The organism is Pseudomonas sp. 1 (assembly GCF_056626735.1).
The window spans coordinates 344674-370657 of sequence record NZ_JBWXMQ010000003.1; the positions used below are offsets into that span (position 1 = coordinate 344674).

Sequence of the window (25984 nt, forward strand, 5' to 3'; positions counted from 1 at the left end):
AACCCCATTTTTCCACCGCGATAACTATGTACCGCACCTGACTACTGCTTGATCGACACGCTGTGCCCTACAGACAAGGAGTGACTGTATGGCACAGAACAATTTCAACGATGGAACGTCGGGAAGCGTCGTCATCCGAACCGGGCCGCCCGCTTCGAGTGGCGGATCGGGCGGTGGTTTTGGTGGCGGCGGCGGGGTATCGGGCGGCTTCGGCAAGGTCAGCAAGAGAAGGCAAAAGGCTCGGGCCAAGGCCAAAGCCGAGGCAGCTCAAAAAAAGCAGGAAGAGCAGGCTGAGGCAACAGCCAAGGCACAAGCCGAAGCGGCACAGGCACAGGCAGCCGCCGCACAGGTTCAGGAACAGGCGCGTCAACAAGCGCTGATGCAGTTCCTGGCGGGATTGGCGCAGCGACATGACGCCATCAGGGCCGAGGTCGATCGTCGATTTGCCGAAAGGGCCAGTCAACTCTCGACATCACTGGAGCAAGAAGTCCTCGCTTCGCGCAAGCCACCGAACAGCGATGACAGTGAGCGTTGGCAGCTTTACCTGATCACGAAGGAAAAAGGCGAAATCGACGGGCTGCTCGCCCGCAAATCCGCGGAACTCAATGCAAAGAACGCGGCAGCCCTTTCCTTTGATGGTCATGACCCGCTGACGCGCTCGTCCCACGACTATCTGACACGACTCGGCCAGTTCGGCCAAGCGCTCGACGACGGCCACCGGATCTGGGAAAGCGCTTACACAGCGGCCCATGAAGCGCGATTACTCACCTCGCAGATCCATGCCCTGCGGGAAAAGTCCGCAGCTCTGGGCAGGCATCACGCCGAGCAGACCGTGGTCTGGCGTGCAAGGGAAGCGGTTTGGGAGGCTCAGCGCCAATACGCTGCGCAACGCGAGGCACGGGTTCGATTCAAGCAACAGGCTGATGAAGATGCGCGGGTAAGTCGAACCCGGCAGGCCAATACGCTGACCGTTCCGATGTCGTCGATGACGCACGGCGCGATGGTATTGACGAACCCCGGGGCGCTGGCGGCCCAACAAGCGGGCAAGATCATTGAGGGCGCTGCCCAACAAGCGGGCAAGATCATTGAGGGCGCTGCACAGCAAACGGGCAAAATCATCGAGGCTGCTGTACAGCAAGCGGTCAGACATCTTTCCCTTTCTTCCCTTGCGACTCTGGCTCCCAAGCCGCTCACGGTGTTCGTCGCCGGGATGGTGTACTCGCCAACGCTGGGCGATGGAGAACTGACACCGGAGCAGCGACGACGATTGTTTCAGTCTGTCGCCGTACCTGCCCAGGCGCTGGGGCTTTCTGATGAGCAAGCGCTGCGCTCGATTGCTGACACCGGCGGATCAGTGGAGATGCCTTATCGGCTCAAACCCGAGGCCGTACCACAAGGTACCGCCGTCATCGCCGTCACCACTGGTAAAGAGATCAGCGCCAGTGTGCCGGTCATCAACACGGTGCTTGATCCGCTGACGGGCAACTACACCGCAGAAGTCCCAGGCTCACCGGCCCGACACCTGCAGTTCACGCCGGATGCCAGCATCACCAAAGAGGTTCCGAGCCAGGGCCGGATAGCGCTGCTGCCACCGGTTGTTCAGGACTTGCCGAAGGGCGTCGACCTGCGCATTCAGGACTGCATCATCTGCGTGCCGGGTTCGGCGCCGATGTACCTGTCCTTCAACCTGCCACCGTTGGGCGCGGGCGTCGTCACCGGCAAGGGGCAACCCGCCAAGGCTGACTGGTGGAACACGTCCAGCCGCAGCACCGGTGCAGCCATTCCCAGTCAGATCGGCGACCAGTTGCGTGGGCGGGAGATTCAGTCGTTCGGCGCATTTGGCGACGCGCTGTGGCGGACATTGGGTGAGCAACCTGCGCTCACCAGCCAATTCGATGAGGTCAACAAAAAGCGCGTCGAGCAAGGCTTCGCACCTTATGCACCGAAGAGCACTTGGGTGGGTGAACGCCGCGAGTTCGAACTGCGCTTTCAGAACGATGCGTCAGTCGGCGAGAACCCGTTCAATCTCGACCGGGTCAGCATCGTCACGCCGCAAAGTGCCCACGGCCGACGTGGCGTTCTCCCCGCCGTCCAGCCTTGGCCGATTCCTCCGGTGGGCATTGGAACCTGGACTCCTCTGGTGCCACCGGGCAGCGAACACCTCGGGCCGACCACCACACCGATTTCCCCCTCGACCCCCACGGCTTATCCCGGCAACCCGCTCATCCCGATCCTACCGGCAAACGAGACGTTTCCGGCTGTTGATGAAGGGCAGGCGGGTGCGAGTATTCCGGGGTTCCCGGGGGATATGGAGCTGCCTTCGCCGGATCTGGTATTTGCCGGGCCGCCAGTTGAGCCGCTGGAGGTGGGGCCCTATAACGAGCTCAGTGGGCGAAGCAGGGGGGATGGGTTGGATATTGACCATATTCCTTCGCGCAGAGCGTTGGATTTCCATTTGAGATATGCGTTTCCTGAACTTGGCCGGCAAGAAAGGGCAGATATGGTGAAAAAAGCCCCAAGCGTGGCTATTCCAGCTCAAGTACATCGAAAATTTAGTGAAACTTATGGCGGGCGGAACAATAGAGATAAGCAGGTGGAGGATGCGGATAATCTCAGGCGTGCCGTAGATGTTAATTTTGACGCCATAAAAATTGGTTTGTCGCAGAGTGGATTTGACGAGGTATCTATAGAGAAAGCTCGCTCTGAGATTCACAATCTCCATGTCCGTCAAGGGTGGTATGAATGAATATTATGCAAGTTAATGAGTTGATGCTTGGGCTTGGTGAGAATTATGAACAGTTACTTGCTAAGGATTTTTTTTCTGAGTCTTGCAAGTTAGATGCGTTGTATCCTGGTTGTGACTTGTTGGATGTGGAGCTGGAAGCTGGAGTGAGTTTGACCTTCTTTGAGGAAACTAAGAGGTTTGAGGCGTTGTTTATTACATTGAAAAAAACGACGCCCTCCACCATTGCTTATCAGGGGGAACTTCCTGTGCCCTACAAGCTGAGTATGGATCAAGGTTGTGTTCATGCTCTTTTTGGAAGAGCAGTTGAGTCAAGGGGGCCTATAAAGATGCCTGAGCCAATGGGCCAGACAGGCGGTTGGGAGTCCTATCTGCTTGATCAGAAAATTTATCCCGGATTGAAGGTGGTATTTCAATATACCGCTGATATGCAAGTTAAGACGTTGGTCTTCACCCTGATTGATAAAGGGCGAAAGTAACTGTTTAGAGTGCGAAGCACTCTGGTGGCTTCTAGCTGACGGCATACCCATGGACTATATGGTTTAACCAATTAGTCTGTTCATCCCAATCCTGCCGGCAAACGAGACGTTTCCGGCTGTTGATGAAGGGCAGGCGGGTGCGAGTATTCCGGGGTTCCCGGGGGATATGGAGCTGCCTTCGCCGGATGTGCTGTTTCTGGATCGAAGGGATGATCCGGGGGTTGCGACGGGAATCGGAAAAACGGTTACCGGAGTTTGGTTGGGGGAGGCGGCGAGAACTGTGGGGGCGTCAATTCCTGTGCAGATTGCCGATCAGTTGAGAGGGAAGGAGTTTGCCAATTTTCATCGGTTCAGAGAGGCGTTTTGGAGGGCTGTGGCTGCTGATTCAGATCTCAGCTTTCAGTTTTCTGATCACAATTTGAGGCGAATGCAGGCCGGCATTGCTCCTTTCCCACCGGTTGCAGATCAGAGAGGAGGAAGAAAGACGTTTGAACTTCATCATGATGTGGAAGTTATAAGCGGAGGTGAGGTTTATGGGATCGACAATATTTTGGTGATGACGCCACGGCGACACATACAACTGCACCAGGAGAAAAAAGGAAATGAAATTTAAAGATAAATTTGAGTACTACACCGAAGCCGAGTTTTTATCTTTTCTACAAGGATTCGTGCACTTTCCCAGCGGGTTAGAGGGGGTAGCGTTAGAGGCCCATCTGGACAAACTTGTCGCTCATTTCGAGCTAGTCACCGAACACCCCGACCGCTCGGACGTCATCTTCTATCCCAAGGAGGGACGTGAAGACAGCCCCGAAGGCATCCTGAAAGAAGTGAAGGAGTGGCGCGCACTCAATAACAAGCCTGGATTCAAACCAGAGTAATTTCATATCAAATGAGCCTTCATGGGTGACACCTTTCTGGATGTCATCCATGGTGACGTGCAAAAAACAAGGAAGTTTAAATGTATGAAGCTGAAACCCGCTCTCAATGAATATACAGAAACCGAGTTCAAGGCATTGGTTGACCGGATCTGGGCAGTTGATCTGGCAAAAGTCGACCACGACCGGTTGATCAATCATTTCGATCAGATTTCAGGTCACGCCAAAGGGGCCGATCTGCTGTTCTATCCGGAGGATACTTCGAATCCCAACTCATCCGAGTCCGTTGTCGAATACCTTAAGGCGTGGCATCACCAACAGGGGCGAGCCATATTCAAAGGGCAGGCTCTGGCCAACGTTGCAAGTCCTCCAGTGACAACGAACTGGGCGCAGCAGCGTCTTGCCCAGAGTCTGGTGGATGTTCAAAAAATGAACGCGGAACTGGCTGCAGCAGAACAGACTGCAGAGGCCTCTCTTGTTTTACTGCAACAACGAATCCGGCAGATGCGCGAGAGGCAAAGTGCCCAGTTGGATCTCCTTGAAAGAGAGGCGGATATTCGTGCTCTGGAAGTTGCGGAAGCCGACTCGCGTGCCGCCGTGGCTCGATATGGCTCGTGGAAAATGCGTATTCAGTTCCGAAGAGAGAGTGCCCAGCGTGACGTGACGTTCGCTCGTTCAGAGCAGGGGCAATGGCAAAATATTGCCCTGCAAGTCAGTACCACGGGCGACCGCTTTTCGGCTAGGTCAAATGATCTCTATCAGCGTTTGTCAGTGGCTCAAATTGAAGCAGAGTCATTGTTGACGACTGCGCAGGCATGTCTGATCGAGCAGCGTAATCAGGGAGTCGGGTCGCTGCGGTTGCCAGTAAACCTGTTTGCACCACTCGCGCACGCTAACGCACGCCCGGCGATCATGCTCGACGGTGCTTTGTCAGGATCACTGGAAGAGCATCGAATCGAACTGCAAAAGTCCATTCGTTCAGTCGTGGCAGACTTGACCTGGCAAGTCAGTTCGGGCGCAGAGGCCACTCGGCGTCAACATGCAGCGGTGCTGCAGTTCGACTTTTCCAGCAGAGCCGAGGTGGGCTGGTATGGCGTATGCGTTCCTTTGGCCGAATTCCTTCCGCTTGAGGGGCTGGATTGGCAGCAACTGGCGGTGACGGCAGGAACCGTTGCGATGCCCTTCAGAATGAGCAGCGGAAGTTACACCGTTCCCGCGAAAACCATGCACCGAGGTATTAGGGAGATCAAGACGCTGCATCAGGTGACACTGGCATCAAACCAATCGTTATCTCATGTGCGAGTGCGCGGTGCGTTATGGAATGAACATGTGCGAGCCTACTCTTTCACCACTGATGAAGCCGGGCTGCTGACCGTAAACTGGTGCCCTCTCGAAACACTCGAAACGTCCCCGGCACCTTACGATGCAAGGGAGCCGCGGCTGGGATTTCTGCGCTCGAGTCCAGTGCCTGTGCTGGAGACAATCAGCGATTCGGTAACTGCTCGATTTGATGACTATGTGGTGGTTTTCCCTCAGGGCTCGGGCTTCGAGCCCCTGTATGTGATGTTCAGAAACCCTGCCGGTATTATTTCGGCGCCAGTTGCCCCACCAGAAACTCGATAAACGCGCGCGTCTTCTGCGGCACCCGCCGCGCAGACGAATACACCGCGTTGATGGTGATCGCCGGAGCTTGCCATTCGCACAGCACCGGCACCAGTCGCCCGGCCGCCAGCGCTTCTTCGACGATGAAGTCCGGCAGCAGCGCAATGCCCATGCCGGCCTCGGCCGCTTGCGCCAGCAAGTCGCCGTTGTTGGCGTGCAGCGGCCCGGTGACGTTGACGCGCTGGGTCTCCTTGCCGTTGCACAGTTGCAGGCTGACGCCGCTTTGCAGATAACCGTAGTTCAAGCATTGATGTGAGCGCAGATCCTGCGGTGTCTGCGGTGTGCCCGCACGTTCGAGATAAGCGGGGGAGGCGACCATGATGCGTGGGGCCGGCGCCAGTTGCCGGGCGATCATGGTCGAGTCGGGCATGCTCGCAATGCGGATCGTCACATCGAACCCGCCGCGCACCGGATCGACCTGCTGGTCGCTGAGCACCAGTTGCAGCTCGATGTTCGGGTGCTGTTCGTGGAACAGCGGAATCAGCTTGCCCAGTCGCCGCAGGCCGAACGACATCGGTGCGTTTACGCGCAGTACGCCGCGCAACTCACCCACCCCGTCCCGCGCCCGCTGCTCGGCCTCGTCCAGTGCCGCAATCACTTCCCGCGCTGCTTCGAAATACTCGGCACCAGCCTCGGTCAAGTGCAGGCTGCGGGTGGTGCGTTGCAGCAGCTGCACGCCGATGGCTTCTTCCAGCGCCTGAATCTGTTTGCTGACTTTCGAGCGGGGCACGTCCATGGCCCGGGCGGCGGCCGCGAAGCCGTTCTCGCCGACCGTCACTACGAAGGCGCGCATGCATTCGATGCGATCCATGATTGTCCCTTTTTTAGAATCAATGATTCTCGATTTTAGGTAATTGTCCCTTTATCGGCTAGCCCCTAAAGTGACATCCAAGCCGAGACAACAACGCCGAAGACGGCAAAACGCCTCGACTTACCCAATACCCAATCGAAACTTTGAATCGACATCAAAAGGAACGCGCCATGTCTATCCGTGAACTGCTCAACCCAACCAACTCCGCCCTGATCCTGATCGACCACCAGCCACAAATGGCTTTCGGCGTGCAGTCGATCGACCGTCAGACCCTGAAGAACAACACCGTCGGCCTGGCCAAGGCAGCGAAGATCTTCAACGTACCGACCATCTACACCTCGGTCGAAACCGAAAGCTTCAGCGGCTACATCTGGCCTGAACTGCTGGCGGTACACCCGGAGCAGAAGCCGATCGAGCGCACCTCGATGAACTCCTGGGAAGACAAGGCGCTGGTTGACGCCGTGAAGGCCACCGGGCGCAAGAAGCTGATCATCGCCGCGTTGTGGACCGAGGTCTGCCTGACCTTCCCGGCCCTGGAAGCCCTGGCCGAAGGTTACGAGGTGTACATCGTCACCGACGCGTCCGGCGGTACCACCAAAGAAGCTCATGACATGTCGGTACAGCGGATGATTCAGGCCGGTGCAGTGCCGGTGACCTGGCAGCAAGTGCTGCTCGAGTACCAGCGTGACTGGGCGCACAAAGACACTTATCAAGCGGTGATGGACCTGGTGCTGGAACACAGCGGCGCGTACGGCATGGGCGTCGATTACGCCTACACCATGGTGCACAAGGCACCGCAACGGCAGGCCTGACAAGTCGGCATTTCGAAATAGATGCAGTACCTGTGGGAGCGACGGTGCGACGATTCGACTTGCTCGCGAAGGCGTCAGGTCAGTCGACAGTTGTGTTGAATGACCTGCTGCATTCGCGAGCAAGCTCGCTCCCACTTTTGATCGGTGGTGTTACATAAGGTACTTTTCAGCCTCGGGTATATGCGCCGAACCCAACACTGCCGGCAATATCCCGGAACGCAAATCCCCGCCGCTCGGCTGCTGATAGAGGCTCAATCCAAACTCCGGCAGCACCGCCAGCAGGTAATCGAAGATATCCCCCTGGATCCGCTCGTAATCGGCCCACACCGTGGTGGTGGTAAAGCAGTAGATTTCCAGCGGAATGCCCTGGGCCGTGGTCTGCATTTGGCGGACCATGCAGGTCATGTTCGGCTGGATCTCCGGATGACTCTTCAGATAGGCCAGCGCGTAGGCGCGGAATGTGCCGATGTTGGTCATGCGCCGGCGGTTGGCCGACATTGCCGCGACGTTGCCCTGCGCTTCGTTCCAGGCTTTGAGCTCGGCTTTCTTGCGGCCCATGTACGCGGTCAGCAGGTGCACCTGGGAGAGTTTTTCTTCTTCATCGTCGCGGATGAAGCGCACACCGCTGGCGTCGATGAACAGGCTGCGTTTGATCCGTCGCCCACCCGACTGCTGCATGCCGCGCCAGTTTCTGAACGACTCGGACATCAGGCGCCAGGTCGGGATCGAGACGATGGTCTTGTCGAAGTTCTGCACCTTCACCGTGTGCAGCGTGATATCCACCACATCGCCATCGGCGCCGACCTGCGGCATTTCGATCCAGTCGCCGACCCGCAGCATGTCGTTGCTGGTCAGTTGCACGCTGGCGACGAACGACAGCAGGGTGTCCTTGTAGACCAACAGGATCACCGCCGACATTGCACCCAGACCCGACAGCAGCAACAGCGGCGAACGGTCGATCAGGGTAGCGACGATGATGATCGCGCCGAACACGTACAGAACCATTTTCGCCAGTTGCACATAACCCTTGATCGAGCGGGTGCGTGCGTGTTCGGTGCGTGCGTAGATATCCAGCAGGGCGTTGAGCAACGCGCTGACCGACAGCAGCAGGAACAGAATGGTGAACGCCAGCGCCACGTTGCCGAGGAACACTGTGGCGGTCTTGCTCAGCTCCGGCACCAGGTGCAGGCCGAACTGGATCACCAGCGACGGCGTCATCTGCGCCAGACGCTGAAACACCTTGTTATGCCGAAAGTCGTTGATCCAGTGAAGCGCGGGCTGGCGACCGAGCATGCGGCTGGCGTGCAGGATCAGGTAGCGCGCCACTCGTCCGAGGATGAGCGCGATCACCAGCAGCAGAATCAAAGCCAGGCCGGCGTGCAGGAGCGGGTGCTGTTCGAGGGTACCCCAGAGGTCTTGGGCGTTGAGCCAGAGCTGTTTGAAATCCATGAGAGAGAAAATTCTTCTGTAAGACACGACGGGGGATTAGAGCATTTAAGACACTGTGTATTACCGTTGGAGACAAATCGAGCAACAAAAAAGCCACGGATTACAGCGTATTTCATAAAGAAACTCGGCCTGAGCGCTCGAAACCGGTAACCTATGCAGCTGATTTTTTGCATATCTTCGAGGTAGCACCCGTGTTTTCCCAATTCGCCCTGCACGAACGCCTGCTCAAAGCCGTGGCCGAGCTGAAATTTGTCGAGCCAACGCCTGTGCAAGCCGCGGCCATTCCGCTGGCGCTTCAGGGGCGTGACCTGCGGGTGACGGCGCAAACCGGTAGCGGCAAGACCGCCGCTTTCGTCCTGCCGATCCTCAACCGCCTGATCGGCCCGGCCAAGATCCGCGTCAGCATCAAGACCCTGATCCTGCTGCCGACCCGCGAGCTGGCCCAGCAGACCCTGAAGGAAGTCGAGCGCTTTTCGCAGTTCACTTTCATCAAGTCCGGCCTGATCACCGGCGGTGAAGACTTCAAGGTCCAGGCTGCCATGCTGCGCAAGGTGCCGGACATCCTGATCGGCACCCCGGGCCGGATGATCGAGCAACTGAACGCCGGCAACCTCGACCTCAAAGAAGTCGAAGTGCTGGTGCTCGACGAAGCCGACCGCATGCTCGACATGGGTTTCGCCGAAGACGTGCAGCGTCTGGTCGACGAATGCCCGAACCGTCAGCAGACCATGCTGTTCTCCGCCACCACCGGCGGTTCCGGCCTGCGCGAGATGATCGCCAAGGTGCTGAACAACCCTGAGCACCTGCAGCTCAACGCGGTCAGCCAGCTGAACGACACCACCCGTCAGCAGATCATCACCGCCGACCACAACCAGCACAAAGAACAGATTGTGAACTGGCTGCTGGCCAACGAGACCTACCAGAAGGCCATCGTCTTCACCAACACCCGGGCCATGGCCGACCGCATCTACGGTCGCCTCGTCGCCCAGGAATACAAAGCGTTCGTGCTGCACGGCGAAAAAGACCAGAAGGATCGCAAGCTGGCGATCGACCGTCTGAAGCAGGGCGGCGTGAAGATCCTGGTGGCTACCGACGTGGCGGCCCGTGGTCTGGACGTTGACGGCCTGGATCTGGTGATCAACTTCGACATGCCACGCAGCGGCGACGAATACGTGCACCGCATCGGTCGTACCGGCCGTGCCGGCAACGACGGTCTGGCGATCTCGCTGATCTGCCACGGCGACTGGAACCTGATGTCGAGCATCGAGCGCTATCTGAAGCAGAGCTTCGAGCGCCGTACCATCAAGGAAGTCAAGGGCACCTACGGCGGACCGAAAAAGGTCAAGGCCTCGGGCAAGGCCGTCGGCGTGAAGAAGAAAAAGACCGACGCCAAGGGCGATAAGAAAAAAGCCGCCGCCAAGACCCCGACCAAGCGCAAGAGCGCCAACCGTCCGAAGCCGGACTCTCTGGTGAGCAGCGACGGCATGGCCCCGCTCAAGCGCCGCAAGCCGGCAGCACCTGCGGCCGAGTAAGGCGTTTCAGGCAGGCAATAAAAAACCGGACAGTGTCCGGTTTTTTTATTGCCAGCGTTTATCAGCTGCCCAACTGTCCACGGGTGTCGGCATCAAAGCGTTGCTTGGTCTGATCCGCCTTCGGTTTGAGCTGCGCGAGCAGGGCTGCCTCGCTGTACAGCCCGGTCAGGGCCAGCTCCTTGGGCGTCGGCTCGATCGGGATCAGCACATCCTCACCGGCCGCGTGCAGCCAGATGGCCACGACATGCAGCGCCGAAACGAACAGCACTCGCAGCTCGACGGTTTTGCCCTGCAACTGCGGCGATTGCTCGGCCAGCTTCAGCGCATCGACCGTGGCGGTGGCCAGGTTGCCGTGGTTCAACGAGGCAAACTCGACGTGACCGCGGACTTCGGCCAATTGCGCATCGGCAATCGACACGCCGTCGGCAAACACCAAGTAATGCCAGTCACCGACCCGGGCGTCCCTCAGGCCTTTGCCCTGGCTCAGATCCTCCAGGCTCAGCGAGTAGCCGCGATAGGCCTCGCTCAGGCTGATTTTCGCCGGTGCAGCACTGGCGAACTGGCGATTGATGCCAAAGCCCTGGGTTTGCAGCGCCGCTTGCAGCACCGGACGCAAGGTTTGCACGCCGTTGGAAGGCGCCTTTGGATAAGTCAGTTGCATGATGTCGCCCTCCTAGTTTTTCGCCGTGAAGTAAGTGTGGGTCCAGTTGCCGCCCCCGTTGTAAGAACCGGGGAACGAGCTCAGTGCGCGGGTCGAATAGCCGTAGATCGAATCTGCGACCAGCACGTAGTTGCCGTTGGTGCCATAGATCGTCAGGAAGTGCGCACCGCCGCCGTACCAGGCACAGCGCAGACCGACAGGCCGGCCCATGTTGATCTGGTTCTGGATGGCCGACATCTGCAACGAACCCTGATTCATCCCGTTGTAGCTGCGGGTGGTTTGCAGGGCCGAATCCAGATAGCCGTAGACGTTGCACGGCCCCGGCCGGCTGCAGCAGTTGCGGTTCAATTGGGTGCTGGCAACCCCGCACTGAGTCCATGACCCGGTGCCGTAATAGTTGCCGACCGAAGCGGAAACCGCGGCCCAGCACCAGTTGGTCTGGGTCTGTTGCTGCATCGTGAAGTTCAGGCTAGAGGCCGCCAGGGCCTCGACCTGTGGCGCGGCTTCGACCTCGACCAGTTGCGCGTCGAGCAGATGGCCGGACAGGCACCCGGGCAGGGTGTTGCCGGAGTATTGCGTTGTTTCAGTGGTTAACATTTTTCAATCCTCCATGAATGAAAACAAATGTCCTGCGTGTATTACGAGCCGTCGGCGGTTAAGGGGTGCCACTTCTGCGGCGGGTTCCGAGCAGGCTCGAGGTAACCCTAGGTCTGAATATGCATTTGTGCAAATAAATAAATGCACAAATGCATTTTGCGGGCGAAAGGACACTGCCTTGAGCGTGTCCCTTGTGGTGGAAGTTGAAGTCCGAGGCCGTTAACCCTCGGTTTTGTGCTCGGCCGAATCCAGCTCCTTCAAGCGCTGATCGATCAACTGGCATTTGTCCGGCAGATCGGCAGACGCGGTGCCCAGGTCCATCTTCTGCAGCTCGGCATTGATTTCCTTGGCCTTGGTCGGGTTTTGCTCGGTGAGCTTTGCCACTTCCTGAGCCAGTTGTTCACGTTTGGCGGTGGCTTCTTCCGGGGTGCAGGCCCAGACGGGCAGGGCGCAGGCGAAGGTGGTGGCGAGGGTGAATTTGATCAGGGTTTTCATGGGGGACGAACTCCCTTCCGGTTAATGCGGGTTAATCGGTGGAGGGTTTAAGGCGGTGAAAAGTTCAGTGTCAGTATTTTTATCTGCCTTGATAGGGTGACCAAACGGTCGCGATCTCCATTGAAAATTAGATTTATTGAGGCAAAGCCTCGGACTAGAGCGGTTGTGAAAAAAGATGCCGAACGACTTATTGACGCCAGAATGATGGCAATCTACCATCTCGCTATCACATTGATATCAATGTGTGATTTCGAGGGATCGAACAACTATTCGCAGTCGATTCTGCGATCGTTCTGCAACGCTTTGGACGTTCTGACCAGGCGCGCATTTATCTCCTTTTTGCTTTTTCTCTCACCTGGCGCCGTGCTTTGCCGGGCAGGGATCGCTTTGCCTGTTGATTACCCAGACCTCATTCGCCTGTCGCATCGAGAGCTCAAACATGGACGTTCGCCAATCCGCCTTCCTCGCTCGCCTGCCATCCGCGACCGTAAAACACCGCGATACCTTTCTGGGCATGCCCAAGCGCGGGATCGCTTTTTTGCTGGCCAACGTCATGTTCTGGCAACCGATGTGGGCCCAGGCCGACGGCATTGTGGTGGCCAACCCCGGCACCACCCTCGACCGCGCCGGCAACGGCGTACAGATCATCAACATCGCCACGCCCAACGGCGCGGGGCTGTCGCATAACCAGTTTCACGAGTACAACGTCAGCGCCCAGGGCGTCATCCTCAACAACGGCTCCAGTCAGGCTTCGTCCACTCAACTGGGCGGCTACATCATTGATAACCCGCACCTGAAGAACAGCGGCTCGGCCCAGGCGATCCTCAACGAAGTCATCGGCGGCAGCCCGAGCCAGCTGCGCGGTTACACCGAAGTGGCAGGGCAGTCGGCGCGAGTCATCGTTGCCAACCCGTACGGCATCAGTTGCAACGGCTGCGGTTTCATCAATACGCCTCGCGTGACCTTGACCACCGGTAAACCGATGCTCGATGGCAGTGGCCGACTGGATCGTTTTCAGGTCGATCAGGGCTCTGTCGCCATCGAAGGCGCCGGCCTTAATGCCACCAACGTCGACCGCTTCGAAATCATCACCCGCAGCGCAAAGATCAACGCTGAGATCCAGGCGAAAAACCTCGCCATTATCGCCGGTCGCAACGACGTCAACGCCGACAACCTCAATGCCACGGCCCGCGCCGATGACGGCAGCGCCAAGCCACAACTGGCCATCGACTCCTCGGCACTGGGTGGCATGTACGCCGGGGCGATCAAACTGGTGGGCACCGAGGCCGGGGTCGGGGTGAAACTCGACGGCAAGTTGATTGCCAGCGGCGGCGACATCCAGCTCGATGCCAACGGTCAATTGAGCATGGTTGACGTGTCGGCGGCCGCAGGCGCGGTTAACGTCAAGGCGGCCAGCCTCGATACGCTTGGTCCGGTCTATGCGGGTACGGCACTGAACGTGCAAACCCAAGGCAATCTGAACAACCAGCAAACCCTCGCAGCCCGGGACAGCATCAACCTCAGCGCCGGAGGGCAGCTGACTAACGGCGGCGCCATCGAAGCGGGCGTGAATGCCGATGGCGGTCGCAATGCCAATGGTGATGTGAGCCTGAGTGCGCAAAACATCGTCAACACCGGCAAAGGCCTGGTGGCCAGCCGTAATCTGACGGTCAGCGCTGCGCAGACCCTCAACAACCAGGGCGGCACGCTCAGTGGTCAGACCACTGCGATCAACGCCGGTACGCTGGACAACCGTAACAGCGGTCGCGTGCTGGGTAACGCGAACCTGACTCTCAACGCTGGCACAGTGCTCAACAGCCAGGGCGTGATCAACAGCAGCGGTAATCTCGGCGGCACTGTCGGGCAACTGATCAACCGTAACGGTGAGCTGAGCAGCCAGGCCGATACGGTGCTGACACTCACCGCGCTGGATAACGTCGCCGGCGTGATGACGGCGGGTCGTGCGCTGGACCTTACGGCGCTCGGCAACATCAATAACAGCAACGGGGGCCGGATCGGCGCCAAACAATCATTGACCCTGCGCGCGCAACAACTCGACAACAGCCAACAAGGTCAGTTGACCAGTGAAGGCACGTTGACTACCCGTATCAGCGATCGCTTGGGCAACCAGAACAAGGGTCTGATTCAGGCCAACGGTGCGATGGATGTTCAGGCCACTCGCCTGGACAACCGCGCTGGCAAGATTTCCAGCCTCGACACCCTGACCATCAGCACTGCCAGCACCGACAATCGCGGCGGAACGATTCGCGCCGACCAGGCGGCGAAGCTGCTGATCAATGAGCTGGACAACCGCGATAAGGGTCGCATTGAAAGCAAGGCAGCACTGACCTTCGAAGGCAACACACTGGATAACAGCAATGGTGGCCTTCTGATGTCGACCGGACTGTTAAGTCTCAAGATCAAGGACGTGATCAACGATAGCGGGCGGATTTCCGGCAAAAGCGATATTGACGCCAACATCGACAGCCTGAGCCAGCAGGGCGGTGAACTGGTCGCTGAAGGCAACCTGAAACTTGTCGGTAAAACCCTGGAAAACCATCAGGACGGCCTCGTCGGCTCGCTCAAGGCCCTGACTGTCAATGTCGACCAGATTGATAACCGTGGTGGCTCGCTCTCCAGCCAGCAAGGCCTGCACATCAAAGGTTCACGCCTGGACAACAGCGAGGGTGGCAAGGTGTTGTCCGACACCACGCTGGAGGCGAAAGTCGCGCAGATCATCAACAGCACCAACGGCCTGATCTTCAGCAAGGGCGCAAGCACCCTGAGCGGCATTGGCATCAGCAACGTCGGTGGGCGGATTGTCAGTCAGTCCGATTTGCAGCTGGCGTTCGAGGAGGCACTGGACAACCAGGGCGGTCTGATCAGCAGTGAAGGCCGATTGACCCTGAACCTCGGCCGCCTCGACAACCGTCTGGGCAAGCTGTCGAGCCTTGAAGCGATGGCGCTGATCTCGAACGGTGCAGTATTGAACCTGGGAGGGCTGATCGCTTCGCAAAAAGGCCTGACGTTCAACAGTGCCAGCCTCGATAACAGCGACACCGGCATCATCAGCGCCAAAGCCGATTCGACGCTGACCACAGGCGAGTTCAAGAACCTGCGCGGCGGCAGTCTCGCTACCGATGGCACGCTGTTGCTTACCGCCACCCACCTGGACAACTCGGGCGGGACCATCGGCAGCCAGCAGAAACTGGAGGTCTCGGTCACCTCGCTGGAGCAGGACGGCGGCGAGCTGTTCAGCAACAGTGATCTCACCCTGGACATGAACCACGGTCTGCTCAATAACCAGCACGGTAATATTCATGCGCCGGGCCAGTTGCTGTTCAAGAATCTCAATGAGGTAAACAACAGCGCCGGTGAGATTTCCGGCGCCAAGGCCTGGAACGTCAACGCGCACAGCCTGAACAACGACGGCGGCAAACTGCTGAGCAACGAAAAGCTCACGCTCGTTGTTGAGCGTGCCCTGAGCAACATCAAAGGTGTAATCGCTTCCGCCAGTCTCGACAGTCACAGCGAGAGTTTGAATAACACCAGCGGCGACATTCGAGTACGTGGTGACATCGATTTCAGCGTGACCGGAATGTTCGATAACCAGAACGGCGTGGTCATCGCCGACAACGGCATGACGATCACTGCCGCGAGCCTGGATAACCGTCAGGAAGGCCTTGTCGGTTCAACAAAATCGCTCAACCTGACTGTCGATCGTGTCGACAACCGTAGCGGCGAGCTGTCGAGCAAGGCCGATGTGAGTCTGATCGGCGCCTGGCTCGATAACAGCGATAGCGGTTACATGCTCGCGGGCGGCAACCTGGCATTGACCGTCAACGACATCATCAACCGCAATAAAGGCCTGCTGTCCGGCGACACCGGGCTCACGCTGACCGGGCAGACGCTGGAGAACAGCGGGCGCCTGACCAGCCAGAAAGATCTGGCGGTCAACCTCTCTGCGGCTCTGAATAACGCGCAGGGCAGTATCGTCAGCGAAGGCGCTTTGACGATCATTGCGCAAAACCTCAACAACGACACCGGCACCGTCTCCAGCGCCAAAGCGCTCTCGGTCGATACCCGTGACGCCATCACAAATCAGGGCGGCAAACTGCTGACCAATGGCAATCTCACCCTCCACAGCAGCGCTCTCGATAACCAGCAAAATGGTGTGATGAGCAGTAAGGCCAAGCTGAACATCAGTACCGGTACCCTCAACAACAGTCAGGCGAGTATCTACGCTGACGACGAAGTGGAGATCGTCGCCAGTCAGGTGACCAACACCGGTGGCAGCCTGGGGGCTGGCAAGACGCTGGTCGCCAATCTTCAAGGTCTTGATCAGCAGGGCGGCAAGTTGTTCAGCGGCGGTAACGTCAGCGTCGATTTGAATGGCGGCGCGTTGAATAATCAGGGCGGTGTCATCACCGCACCGAACCGGTTAGTGCTGAAAAACCTCTCTGACGTGAACAACCGTAGTGGCGAGATTTCCAGCGGTCAGGCACTTGAGCTAATCGCCAAGTCGCTGGACAACAGCGGTGGGCAACTGCTGAGCAACCAGAAACTGACCCTGACAATCGATAACGCGCTGACCTCAATCAAAGGCAAGATCGCCGCTGATGCGTTGACGATCCGGGCGGCGAGTCTGGACAACAGCGGCGAAGGGGTGCTGTTGAGTGACAGCGATATTGACGTCACCGTCGATGGTCTGCTGACTAATCAGGGTAAGGGCAGCATTCGCGCCGCGCAGCAGCTGACCCTCAACAGCACCGGTCTGAACAATCAGGGCGGCACGCTGGTGGGCGTCTCGGGTCTTGCGATTGATCTGGGCGCCACCGCGCAGGATCTGAACAACCAGGACGGCCTGATCAGCAGCAAAGGATTGTTGAACATCGCCCAACTGCGCGACCTCAATAATCAGAACGGCGTGATCAACAGCAAAGGCGTGCTCAGCATTGCCACGCTGCGTGACCTCAACAACCAGCGGGGCGAGATTTCCAGCGTCAACAGCTTCAGCCTTGCTGGCAACAGCCTCGATAACCGTGGCGGCAACCTGATCAGCAACGATCAACTGACCCTCAACGCGCCCGACCTGAAAAACCAGGGCGGGCTGATGTCTGGCTGGAAAGGGGTAAAGGTTACTGGCAACACCCTCGACAACAGCCTGGAAGGCAGTGTCTCCAGTCTCTTCGGCAACCTGAGTATCGACCTCAGTGGCACCTTGCTCAACCACAGCATGGGGGGCGTGGGCGGTGCTGGCGAGGTAAGCGTTAAGGCATCAAATCTGGACAACCGCGGCGGTACTGTGAGCAGTGGCGGCAAGCAGACCCTGACCGTGACAGGCGGCACGCTCAACAACACCTCGGGCGGCTTGATCAAAAGTGGTGACACTCTAGATGTCCGCGCGGACAGCCTGAACAATACTTCCGGCAGCATCGCCGCGAAGAAGGCCCTGACTTTCACCGGCGGCCAACTGAACAACACCACGGGTAGTCTGGTCGGTGACGACAGCGTCACCCTCGACTTGCTCGGTGCTCTGACTAACGTCAATGGTGCATTGGGCAGTAACGGTGCGCTGCTGATCAAACGCTCCGCCAGCGTCGACAACCAGGGTGGCCAGTTGATTAGCCAGACCTTGCTGAACCTGCACACCAGAGGCGATCTGAACAACAGCCAACGCGGCACCGTCTCGGCCAATGGCCAACTTGATCTCACCGCCGACGGCACTCTGCACAACAGTGCTGATGGTCTGATTTCCAGCCGCGATGCCGGTGTGACCATCAACGCCGCTGCACTGAACAACGACAAAGGTGCGGTACAAAGCTTCACCGCAATGACCGTGAACACCGGCAACGGCGCCATCGACAATCAGGGCGGCAAACTCATCGCCCAGACCGGCGATCTGAACATCACCGCCGCCAGCCTCGACAGCCGTGGCGGTGTGCTGTCCGGTCTCAAGGGGCTGCTGCAAACCCGTTTGACCGGAGTGTTGCGCAACGGGCAGGGCGGCAAGATCGAAGGCAGCCGCCTCGACTTGCAAGCGCTGGGTGGCATCTATAGCGACGGTGGTCGTATCGCTGCCAACACCGGCAATATTTTGCTGAACGCCGGTGGCAATACCCTCGACAACAGCGGTGGCGGAATTTATGCACGCGGTCTGGTGGAAGCCATCGCCGGTTCGATGAACAACAACTCAGGTCAGGTCAGCGGCAGCCGTATCGAGCTGGGCGTTGACGGTCATCTCGGCAATCGCAGTGGCCTGATCGAAAGTGCAAGCGCCTTGAGTGTTCGCGCCTCCAGTCTCGACAACCAGAGCGGAAAGCTGCGTGCCCTCGGCACCAGCGGCAAGACCGATTTCCAGATCGGCAGCCAGTTCGACAACCGCAACGGTCTGGTGGAAACCGCCAACACCGATTTCAACCTGTCCGCGCCGAGCTTCCTGAATGCTGGCGGTTCGGTAACGCATGTCGGGTTGGGTGAGTTCGGTATCTCGACGGCCAACGTGATGAACGCCGGCGGTTCGCTGGTGACCCGTGGGGGCCTGACGCTGAATGCGGACAGCTGGACCAACAGCAGCGTGATTCAGGCCGGGCGGTTGACGGTTAACGTCGGTACCTTTGTGCAAACGGCGAGCGGTCAGTTGCTGGCTTCGAACCAGTTGGTCGCACGTGGTGGTAACTGGAGCAACGACGGGTTGATCGCCAGTGATGGCAGCATGGACTTCCAGATCGGCGGCACTTACAGCGGCAATGGTCGGCTCAGCAGTCTTGGGGACATAACAATGACTGCGGCGCAACTGGGCTTGACCAGCACTGCGAGCATCGGCGGTGGCGGCTTGGCCACCGTTAATGTCGGCGGCCTGCTGAACAATGCCGGAGGACGTCTGACGTCAAACTATGCGATGACGATCAATGCCGGCAGTGTAAGCAATACCGGTACGTTGGGGGCTGCGCAGGATCTGACGATCAGGACCGCCAGTCTCACCAACAACCGCGGTCTGGTCTTCAGCGGCGGCAACATGAACCTGCTGGCCAACGACTTGACCAATCAGACCGGCGATATCTACAGCATTGGCAATCTGACCATTGGCGGGCAATACGGCGGGAGGGCCAACAGCGTCAACAACCTTGCGGCCTCGATCAATGTCGATGGGGATTTTTCGCTGTCGGCCAACAGCTTCAATAACAAAACCGAAGGGGTGATTGGTGAGGAGAAATTTATCTCCGGGGACATCACGTTCAGCGGTACCACTTTTTACGTTAATGAAAATTTTGAGTCGACCTCCACAATTACCGGCCCGCAAGCTTCGCTTGCGGTGGCGGGAAACCTGACCGGGAATGTCGGCGCCTTCACCAACACCGCGTCACTGATTTCAGCGGGCAAGAATATTCAGCTCGACGTCGACACCTTCGATAACTTCGGCCTGCAGTCGGGCAGCTTTACCCGCAAGCGGGTCTACAAACTCGCCGGACTTCCAAGCAAACCACAGTCGAGCTGGGTCAGCACTGAGCTACAGGCTTATGCCGACCGAAATTCGAAGTATCAATATGACTACATCGACTCTTGGCATGAGCCTGACAAGGGCGGAATGCATTGGGATTACCAGGCGCTGAACAAGCAGTTGCTCAACAAGATCAACACCAAGTTCGGTACAGGTCCTGAAGTTGCGGTACCTTCACAGATCCTGGCCGGTACGAAGCAGCAGGATGACCGCATTTTCACCAATGGCGGCGGCAGCGTTTCTTCCATCATTCAAGCCGGGCAAACCGTACAGATCAATGCAAAAACCACGATCAACAACGGCAACCTCAACCCGTACACTCATTTCGACGGCACGGTAAAAGGCGCGGCTGACACCGGGGTGAAAAATTCGGCGAAACCCACCGTGGTTTTCCTTAATCCGCAGTTACCTCCGGATCTTGCGCAACAACAAGTAAACCCGTTGGCACTGCCGGGATTCACCTTGCCGACCGGCGATAACGGCTTGTTCCGTCTCAGTGGCAAGGGTGGCAGTGACCCGACTCTGGTGGTAGGCCAGTCCTGGACGATTGGCTCCGTCACCGCGACCACATCGGGCCATGCGGGTGGTATACCGGTCAGGAAGGCCAGTGATTACCAGTTCGACCAGAATGACCCCGTGTCGCTAAAAAATCGCGACCTCGCGTTGGCCGCCCGCCCTTCGCTCGATCTCAATGACAAGGCCGTGCAGGTCAATGTCGGCGCTGTCGCCGGTGACGGGCCGGTGGGTGTGATGCTGCCCAATCGTGGCAACGCTTCCTTCAATGTTCCGCGTGTTCAAGGCCTGCCCGACACTAGCGTGCGCTCCAACCCGCACAAATACCTGATCGAGACCAACCCGGCACTGACCAACCTCAAGCAGTTCATGAGCTCGGACTACCTGCTGGGCAAACTCGGCTACGACCCCGATACCAGCGCCAAACGCCTGGGCGATGGTCTGTTTGAACAACGCCTGGTACAGCAAGCTGTGGTGGCCCGGACCGGACAGCGCTTCATCGACGGTCAGACGTCTGACGAAGCAATGTTCAAGTACCTGATGAACAACGCCGTCACCAGCAAGAACGAGCTCAACCTGTCGATAGGCGTGACCTTGACCGCCCAGCAAGTGGCGGCGCTGACCCACGACATTGTCTGGCTCGAAGAACACGAAGTGAACGGTGAAAAAGTGCTGGTGCCGGTGCTGTATCTGGCCCAGGCAAATAACCGACTGGCGCCGAACGGCGCATTGATTCAGGGCGGCGACGTGACCCTGATCGCCGGTGCCGACCTGAACAACGCGGGTACGCTGCGCGCCTCGAACAACCTGTCGGCCGAAGCAGGCAACAACCTCACCAACACGGGGCTGATCGAAGCGGGCGAGCGACTGACCCTCAAGGCAGGCAATAACATCGTCAACAGCGGAGGCGGCGTTATCTCCGGGCGAGATGTCAGCCTGACGGCTACCCGTGGTGACGTAATCAACCAGCGTGACATTTACGGCTACGACACGAACTACGGCGGCACGCTGCAGCACCGCGACGTATTGAACAACGCTGCAAGGATCGAAGCTGCCAATGATCTGACGATTAAATCCGGCAAGGACATCAGCAACATCGGCGGTGTATTGAAAAGCGGTGGTGACATGACGCTCGATGCCGATCGTGATGTGAACATCACTTCGGTGCAGGATCGTTACACGGATTCGCGTGGTAGCAGTTTTCTCAATCAGACGATTACTCAGCACGGTGCTGAAGTGACATCCGGACGAGATCTTTCGATCAGTGCTGATCGGGATGTGGCGATTGTGGCCAGTCGGCTGGACGCCAAGCGGGATATCGGACTCAGTTCGGGCAACGATATCGTCATCACCTCTGCGGCAAACGAAAGCGACTTCGTTTCGCGAAGCAAGAAGCGCGTGAATGAAACCCACAGCATTTCCCAACAGTCTTCGGTACTCAATGCCGGTCGCGATATCGCGCTGAACGCGGGTAACGATCTGGGCATCATCGCCAGCCGGATCAAGGCCACGGAAGATGTCAGCCTCGACGCGGTTCAGGACATCACAGTCGCCTCGGCCAAGGACGAAAGTTCGTCTTACTACTACAAGAAGAAAAAGGGCTCGTTCGGTCGTAGCAAGACCACCGAGCAGGAGAGCTATGAAAGCGACAACGTTGCCTCGGTGATTGAGGCAGGCCGTGACGTAACCGTAAATACGACCAAGGATGATGACGGTGCGGTCAGCCTCAATGGTGGTCGCAACGTCACCGTCGTCGGCAGCCAGTTCAAGGCGGGTAACGATCTGGTGGTGGGTGCTGGCAAGGACGTTACTGTGCTTTCCGGTACTGAAGAGGAAGGGGCTTACAGCAAAAAAACCAAAACAGGGCTTTTCGGTCTTTCGAAAAGTGGCAGCAGCCAGTTGCAGACAAGTGTCACGCAAGTAGCCAGTGAGCTGAATGCGGGGCGGGATGCAGTCATCATTGCCGGGCGGGATGTGAACCTTCACGCCAGCGAAATCAACGCTGGCAACGATGCTGAACTGCACGCCGGGGTGATCGATAAAGCTGGCGATATCAATCTCGCCGCGGCGGATGATCAGGCTTACAGCCGGGCCGAGGAGTACAAGAAAAAGTTTGGGCTGTCGTTCAAGGACACCGTAGGGCTTTTTGCCGGCACGCCGGGATTGGGGGCGGACATTACGGTGAGTGCTGCGCACAAGGGCGGGCGCGAAGTGGTCAGCTCGACCGGCGTTGGTAGCCAGATCAATGCCGGGCACGACGCCATTCTCGGTGCTGCCCGTGATATCAACATCTCCGGCAGCGGAGTCATTGCCAACAGCAGCGTGCTCCTCGACGCCGGGCGCGACGTGAACGTTATTGCCGGCACCAACCAGCAAGCCAGCAAGAGCTGGGAAAGCAATAAGAGCACAGGTCTCAAACAGACGATCGATAGCAACGCCTTCACGACTTTTGTCGGCAGTGAAACCCTCAAACATGACGTTGACAGTAATGCGCGAACAGCGGCAGGTAGCCTGATCAAGGCAGGTGAGGATCTGAAAATCAATGCCGGTCGCGATATCAATCAGCAAGGATCTGACCTGCAGGCCGAGAATAACATCAAGCTCAAGGCCGTTCGCGACATCAACATTGATGCAGTCGATCAAAGCAGCGAGGTCACGACTCGAGACAGTGTCAAACGTAACGGCACCACAACCAGCATCTCCTACAACTACGGCAACACGATGGATACGCTCAAGGGGACGGGCAAGGGAGAGGATGGTGTCAGCAAAGGTTCCAGCACTTTGAAGTCTGTGGATGCGCTTGATCAATTCTTCAGCGGGCCGAAAGCTGATGGACACTTCGGTGCTTCCAGTAACAGTCAGACACGTACCCAGACGTCGGTTACCAATCGGCCTTCGAATGTTTCAGCTGGCGGAGATATCAGTGTTGATGCCGGCAATGATGTGAACGTTCACGGCAGCCAGTTCAACGCAGGTCGCGACATCAGCGTCACGGGACGCAACATCACCTTCGACGTTGCCCATGGCGCAGAGGGAACCGACGGGCACCAGACTCAAAGCAAGGGTGGCTTGAAGGGGGGAACCACCGGGGGCTTCAAAATTGGTGTAGGTGTCAGCAATGCCGGCAGTAAAGATGATTCGACCCAAGGTACTTCTACCCCGACGCAACTCAACGCCGGCGGCAGTATCAGCCTGGACGCGAAGAATGATCTGAATCTCACCGGCACCCAAGTGACGGCCAATCGAGACATCAAGCTCAAAGCCACCAACGACATCAACATTCACGCAGCGGAAAACGCCTCCAGCAGTGACAGCAGTCGTCGCAGTTGGGGCGCGGAAGGCGGACTGATGTTCGGGCGCAACGGTTTCGGTGTCTATGGCAGCGCAGATATTGGTCTGGGCAATCTTGAGCGTGAGGGCGTCAAGCAGCAGGAAGCTTATTTGTATGCCGGGGACAAACTGACATTCGAAAGTGGCCGGGATACCAACGTAGCAGGTGCCCAATTACGCGGCGACGAAGTGATTGGCAATGTCGGACGCAACCTGACAGTTACTTCTCTGCCTGATACCGGAAAGGTCAGCGGCAAGGAACTGGACATCAGCATTACCGGTTCATTCGTTGGCGCCAGCGGCTCGATAGGCTATGGCCAGACCACCGGCAAGACCAACTGGGTCGAGAACCAGACCACTATTACGGGTAAAGACAAGGTCGATATTCGCACACAGAACCATACACAGCTGGACGGTGCAGTCATCGCTGCTGATAACGGCAATCTGAAGCTGGATACCGAAACGCTTGGTCACCGCGATCTTGTTGGTAAGGACAAGGAACACGGTTACTACCTGAACGTCAGTGGCAGTTACAGCTTTGCAGATGAGTCCAAGAAAGACGACAAGGGTAAAAGTAGCGGGACCGTCTCAGGCTACAACTACGAGAGAGATCGCGAGCAGGTGTTGCATGCCACTGTGGGGGCTGGCGACATCATCGTGCGCAACGACAAACCCATGGGACAGGATTCAACTGTCGGCCTGAATCGTGAACCTGCTCATGCTTACGAAGTGACGCGCGATGAGGAGCACCGCACGGATCTTTATATCAGCGACAGTTCGGTGAAGTCCGTGCTTGAGCCGGTCACTACCGTCAAGCGCTGGGCGGATGGGGTCGTGAATTACAGCGACACCGCGAAGGCCAATTTCAAAGAAATTGCACTGATTATTGGTAATCAGCTAGACCGGATGCAATTTGAAGGCGTGGGCGCAGGTGCTGCAGCAGCAGGTGGTGAAGCCATTGCCGAGCAAGCGTTGAATGCGTTGGTGGAAGCCGGTTACAGCAGGAAAGATGCTCGGGCGTTATTGGAGAACGAATCCTTCCAGAGCCAGGTGCTGGCTCAGATGAAGGCTCTGGACGAGCTTTCAAAAGACAAGTCTGAGGGCGGATCAAAAACAGTTGCAGAAGTCAAAAAGGAACTTGGAGAAAAGAATATTCTTGTCAAGGGACCGGCGATTACCAACGCCAAACTGGCCCTGGATAAAGTGTCTGATATCAACAAGTATCTGCAGGCCAATCCCGATAAAGTCGAAGCCGTTGAATTGATTCTTGCTGCTTCGCAAGGCCCCAAAGGCATGATTTTGTATGCCTCGCAGAAAGTACTTGGCGACACTCCTTTCGGCAAGGCGATGGCGGAGTTGCAAAGCAATCTGGAAGCCATTGTCGGACGCAAGATTGCAGAAGGCATTGAGGGCAAAAAACTCAGCGAAAGTGTAGATCTGGATGCTTGGCGACTCGGCGGTGGGTCGCTCATGGCCTCTATCCTCATAGGAATGGCCACGCCGGGTGTCGAGAATCTGGGCAACAGGCCGGTCAGGGTTAATCGAATAGAGCACCCGCTATTGGATGACGGAGGTCCCGGCAAAACCGCGGATCATCCGATTGATCCCAAAAAGCCACCTGTTCCACCCCGGATTGTCGAGATTGACTCGGGTGGCAAGGGTGCCTGGAACAAGGAGCTGAACAAGCCTCAGCCGAATACTATTTATAAAGTGGACGGCAACAAAGTTTATCAAACTGACCATCTGGGACGTGTCGAGAAAGTCGAAGCGGATCTTGCGGATATCGTCAGGGATCGCAATAAATACCAGCAATGCAAGACGGGTAAGTGCGGACTTGAAGCGGATGAAGGTGGGCATCTGATTGCTAGTATCTTTGATGGCCCTGGGGAAAGGATCAATATGGTGCCAATGGATGGCAATCTGAACAAAGGTGTCTGGAAAAAGATGGAAAACAGTTGGGCCAAGGCTATTGATGAAGGTAAGGACGTAAGCGTCAAGATCTTGCCGACGTACTCTGGAAGCAGTGTTCGCCCTGATAGCTTTGTTGTAACCTATCGAATCGGTAACGGGCGGGAAGTCCGTGAACGATTTGTGAATGCTCCAGGGGGAACGGGATGAGTGAAAACGAAATTTACCGCCGGATCGGCCAGATCCTGATTGACGCAGCACCTGCTTCAGCGGCTGCGGTTATCGTTGAGGCTGAGCTTTCTCCCGAGGACGATCACTGTAAATTGCTGTTTGATTATATTGATGGGACCGGGAATAAGGACTGGTTCAGTCCGGGAAGCCCGGACGTGGATGTCGGCATTCATGAGAGCCTGATTGCGCTCAGAAAGCTGTATAAAGCGCATAATCTGACGGCTGCACTACCTGTCTGGAACGCCTGTGTGGTTGAGTTGGATGTTGTGTTGGGCAAGTTGAAAATTGACTTTAAATATCTTGAGCCTCAAGACGATGGAGTTTAATTGACAGCGCACAAGGGATTTAGCCCCCACGTAAATCCCTTGTGTTTCTCGAGTATGTT

Annotated in this window: 14 protein-coding genes; 9 read left to right on the forward strand and 5 right to left on the reverse strand. The window is 57.4% G+C overall.

Translation table 11 applies throughout. The features are described 5' to 3' along the window. Positions 1 to 88 precede the first annotated feature (88 nt). The 5 genes from AC1MDC_RS07190 (at position 89) to AC1MDC_RS07210 (ending at position 5720) form a co-directional block, all read left to right on the forward strand. A complete protein-coding gene (locus AC1MDC_RS07190; RefSeq protein ID WP_480392749.1) occupies positions 89 to 2746 on the forward strand; it encodes an S-type pyocin domain-containing protein in 2658 nt (885 codons plus the stop codon). Continuing rightward, the gene (locus AC1MDC_RS07195; RefSeq protein ID WP_480392750.1) at positions 2743 to 3222 is read left to right on the forward strand and encodes a DUF6392 family protein; all 480 of its coding nucleotides are present in this window, start codon (positions 2743 to 2745) and stop codon (positions 3220 to 3222) included. Before AC1MDC_RS07190 ends, AC1MDC_RS07195 begins: the two co-directional genes overlap by 4 nt. A 166-nt stretch (positions 3223 to 3388) precedes the next feature. Then, entirely contained in the window at positions 3389 to 3835 is a 447-nt protein-coding gene (locus AC1MDC_RS07200; protein WP_480392751.1) for a hypothetical protein, read from the forward strand. Beyond that, entirely contained in the window at positions 3825 to 4100 is a 276-nt protein-coding gene (locus tag AC1MDC_RS07205; RefSeq protein WP_085703794.1) for a bacteriocin immunity protein, read from the forward strand. Before AC1MDC_RS07200 ends, AC1MDC_RS07205 begins: the two co-directional genes overlap by 11 nt. A 21-nt stretch (positions 4101 to 4121) precedes the next feature. Beyond that, positions 4122 to 5720 carry a bacteriocin immunity protein gene (locus AC1MDC_RS07210; RefSeq protein ID WP_227234766.1) on the forward strand — a complete coding sequence of 533 codons (1599 nt, stop codon included), beginning with the start codon at positions 4122 to 4124 and terminating at the stop codon, positions 5718 to 5720. Here AC1MDC_RS07210 and AC1MDC_RS07215 read toward each other — a convergent pair. After that, positions 5683 to 6570: a LysR family transcriptional regulator gene (locus AC1MDC_RS07215; protein WP_085703793.1), complete on the reverse strand. Its 888-nt coding sequence runs from the start codon at positions 6568 to 6570 to the stop codon at positions 5683 to 5685. The genes AC1MDC_RS07210 and AC1MDC_RS07215 overlap by 38 nt on opposite strands. A gap of 170 nt (positions 6571 to 6740) precedes the next feature. Here AC1MDC_RS07215 and AC1MDC_RS07220 point away from each other — a divergent pair, with 170 nt between their 5' ends. Then, positions 6741 to 7382 carry a hydrolase gene (locus AC1MDC_RS07220; protein ID WP_007956548.1) on the forward strand — a complete coding sequence of 214 codons (642 nt, stop codon included), beginning with the start codon at positions 6741 to 6743 and terminating at the stop codon, positions 7380 to 7382. A 150-nt stretch (positions 7383 to 7532) separates the two neighbouring features. Here the strand turns inward: AC1MDC_RS07220 and AC1MDC_RS07225 are convergent, their stop codons facing one another. Continuing rightward, a complete protein-coding gene (locus AC1MDC_RS07225; RefSeq protein ID WP_266200390.1) occupies positions 7533 to 8831 on the reverse strand; it encodes a mechanosensitive ion channel family protein in 1299 nt (432 codons plus the stop codon). A 191-nt stretch (positions 8832 to 9022) separates the two neighbouring features. On the opposite strand from AC1MDC_RS07225, the gene AC1MDC_RS07230 reads away from it, so the two are divergent. Further along, positions 9023 to 10363: a DEAD/DEAH box helicase gene (locus AC1MDC_RS07230; RefSeq protein ID WP_085710336.1), complete on the forward strand. Its 1341-nt coding sequence runs from the start codon at positions 9023 to 9025 to the stop codon at positions 10361 to 10363. 61 nt (positions 10364 to 10424) lie between these two features. Here the strand turns inward: AC1MDC_RS07230 and AC1MDC_RS07235 are convergent, their stop codons facing one another. The 3 genes from AC1MDC_RS07235 to AC1MDC_RS07245 form a co-directional block, all read right to left on the reverse strand. Further along, positions 10425 to 11024, reverse strand: coding sequence for a hypothetical protein (locus AC1MDC_RS07235; protein WP_480392752.1), 600 nt, complete (start codon positions 11022 to 11024; stop codon positions 10425 to 10427). A gap of 12 nt (positions 11025 to 11036) precedes the next feature. After that, the gene (locus AC1MDC_RS07240) at positions 11037 to 11621 is read right to left on the reverse strand and encodes a papain-like cysteine protease family protein (RefSeq protein ID WP_480392753.1); all 585 of its coding nucleotides are present in this window, start codon (positions 11619 to 11621) and stop codon (positions 11037 to 11039) included. A 219-nt stretch (positions 11622 to 11840) separates the two neighbouring features. Then, positions 11841 to 12116, reverse strand: coding sequence for a hypothetical protein (locus tag AC1MDC_RS07245; RefSeq protein WP_480392754.1), 276 nt, complete (start codon positions 12114 to 12116; stop codon positions 11841 to 11843). Positions 12117 to 12555: 439 nt separating this feature from the next. On the opposite strand from AC1MDC_RS07245, the gene AC1MDC_RS07250 reads away from it, so the two are divergent. Both AC1MDC_RS07250 and AC1MDC_RS07255 read left to right on the forward strand, forming a co-directional pair. Next, on the forward strand, positions 12556 to 25578 hold the full coding sequence (locus tag AC1MDC_RS07250; RefSeq protein WP_480392755.1) for a hemagglutinin repeat-containing protein: 13023 nt from the start codon (positions 12556 to 12558) through the stop codon (positions 25576 to 25578). Then, complete coding sequence (locus AC1MDC_RS07255; RefSeq protein WP_480392756.1) at positions 25575 to 25925, forward strand: hypothetical protein; 351 nt, start codon at positions 25575 to 25577, stop codon at positions 25923 to 25925. Before AC1MDC_RS07250 ends, AC1MDC_RS07255 begins: the two co-directional genes overlap by 4 nt. Positions 25926 to 25984: the final 59 nt, after the last annotated feature.

Coding starts and splice junctions, on each gene's coding strand:
- AC1MDC_RS07205 (WP_085703794.1), top strand. CDS start 3,825: ATGAAATTTAAAGATAAATTTGAGTACTACACCGAAGCCGAGTTTTTA.
- AC1MDC_RS07215 (WP_085703793.1), bottom strand. CDS start 6,570: ATGGATCGCATCGAATGCATGCGCGCCTTCGTAGTGACGGTCGGCGAG.
- AC1MDC_RS07200 (WP_480392751.1), top strand. CDS start 3,389: ATGGAGCTGCCTTCGCCGGATGTGCTGTTTCTGGATCGAAGGGATGAT.
- AC1MDC_RS07220 (WP_007956548.1), top strand. CDS start 6,741: ATGTCTATCCGTGAACTGCTCAACCCAACCAACTCCGCCCTGATCCTG.
- AC1MDC_RS07225 (WP_266200390.1), bottom strand. CDS start 8,831: ATGGATTTCAAACAGCTCTGGCTCAACGCCCAAGACCTCTGGGGTACC.
- AC1MDC_RS07210 (WP_227234766.1), top strand. CDS start 4,122: ATGGGTGACACCTTTCTGGATGTCATCCATGGTGACGTGCAAAAAACA.
- AC1MDC_RS07195 (WP_480392750.1), top strand. CDS start 2,743: ATGAATATTATGCAAGTTAATGAGTTGATGCTTGGGCTTGGTGAGAAT.
- AC1MDC_RS07240 (WP_480392753.1), bottom strand. CDS start 11,621: ATGTTAACCACTGAAACAACGCAATACTCCGGCAACACCCTGCCCGGG.
- AC1MDC_RS07250 (WP_480392755.1), top strand. CDS start 12,556: ATGGACGTTCGCCAATCCGCCTTCCTCGCTCGCCTGCCATCCGCGACC.
- AC1MDC_RS07245 (WP_480392754.1), bottom strand. CDS start 12,116: ATGAAAACCCTGATCAAATTCACCCTCGCCACCACCTTCGCCTGCGCC.
- AC1MDC_RS07235 (WP_480392752.1), bottom strand. CDS start 11,024: ATGCAACTGACTTATCCAAAGGCGCCTTCCAACGGCGTGCAAACCTTG.
- AC1MDC_RS07255 (WP_480392756.1), top strand. CDS start 25,575: ATGAGTGAAAACGAAATTTACCGCCGGATCGGCCAGATCCTGATTGAC.
- AC1MDC_RS07190 (WP_480392749.1), top strand. CDS start 89: ATGGCACAGAACAATTTCAACGATGGAACGTCGGGAAGCGTCGTCATC.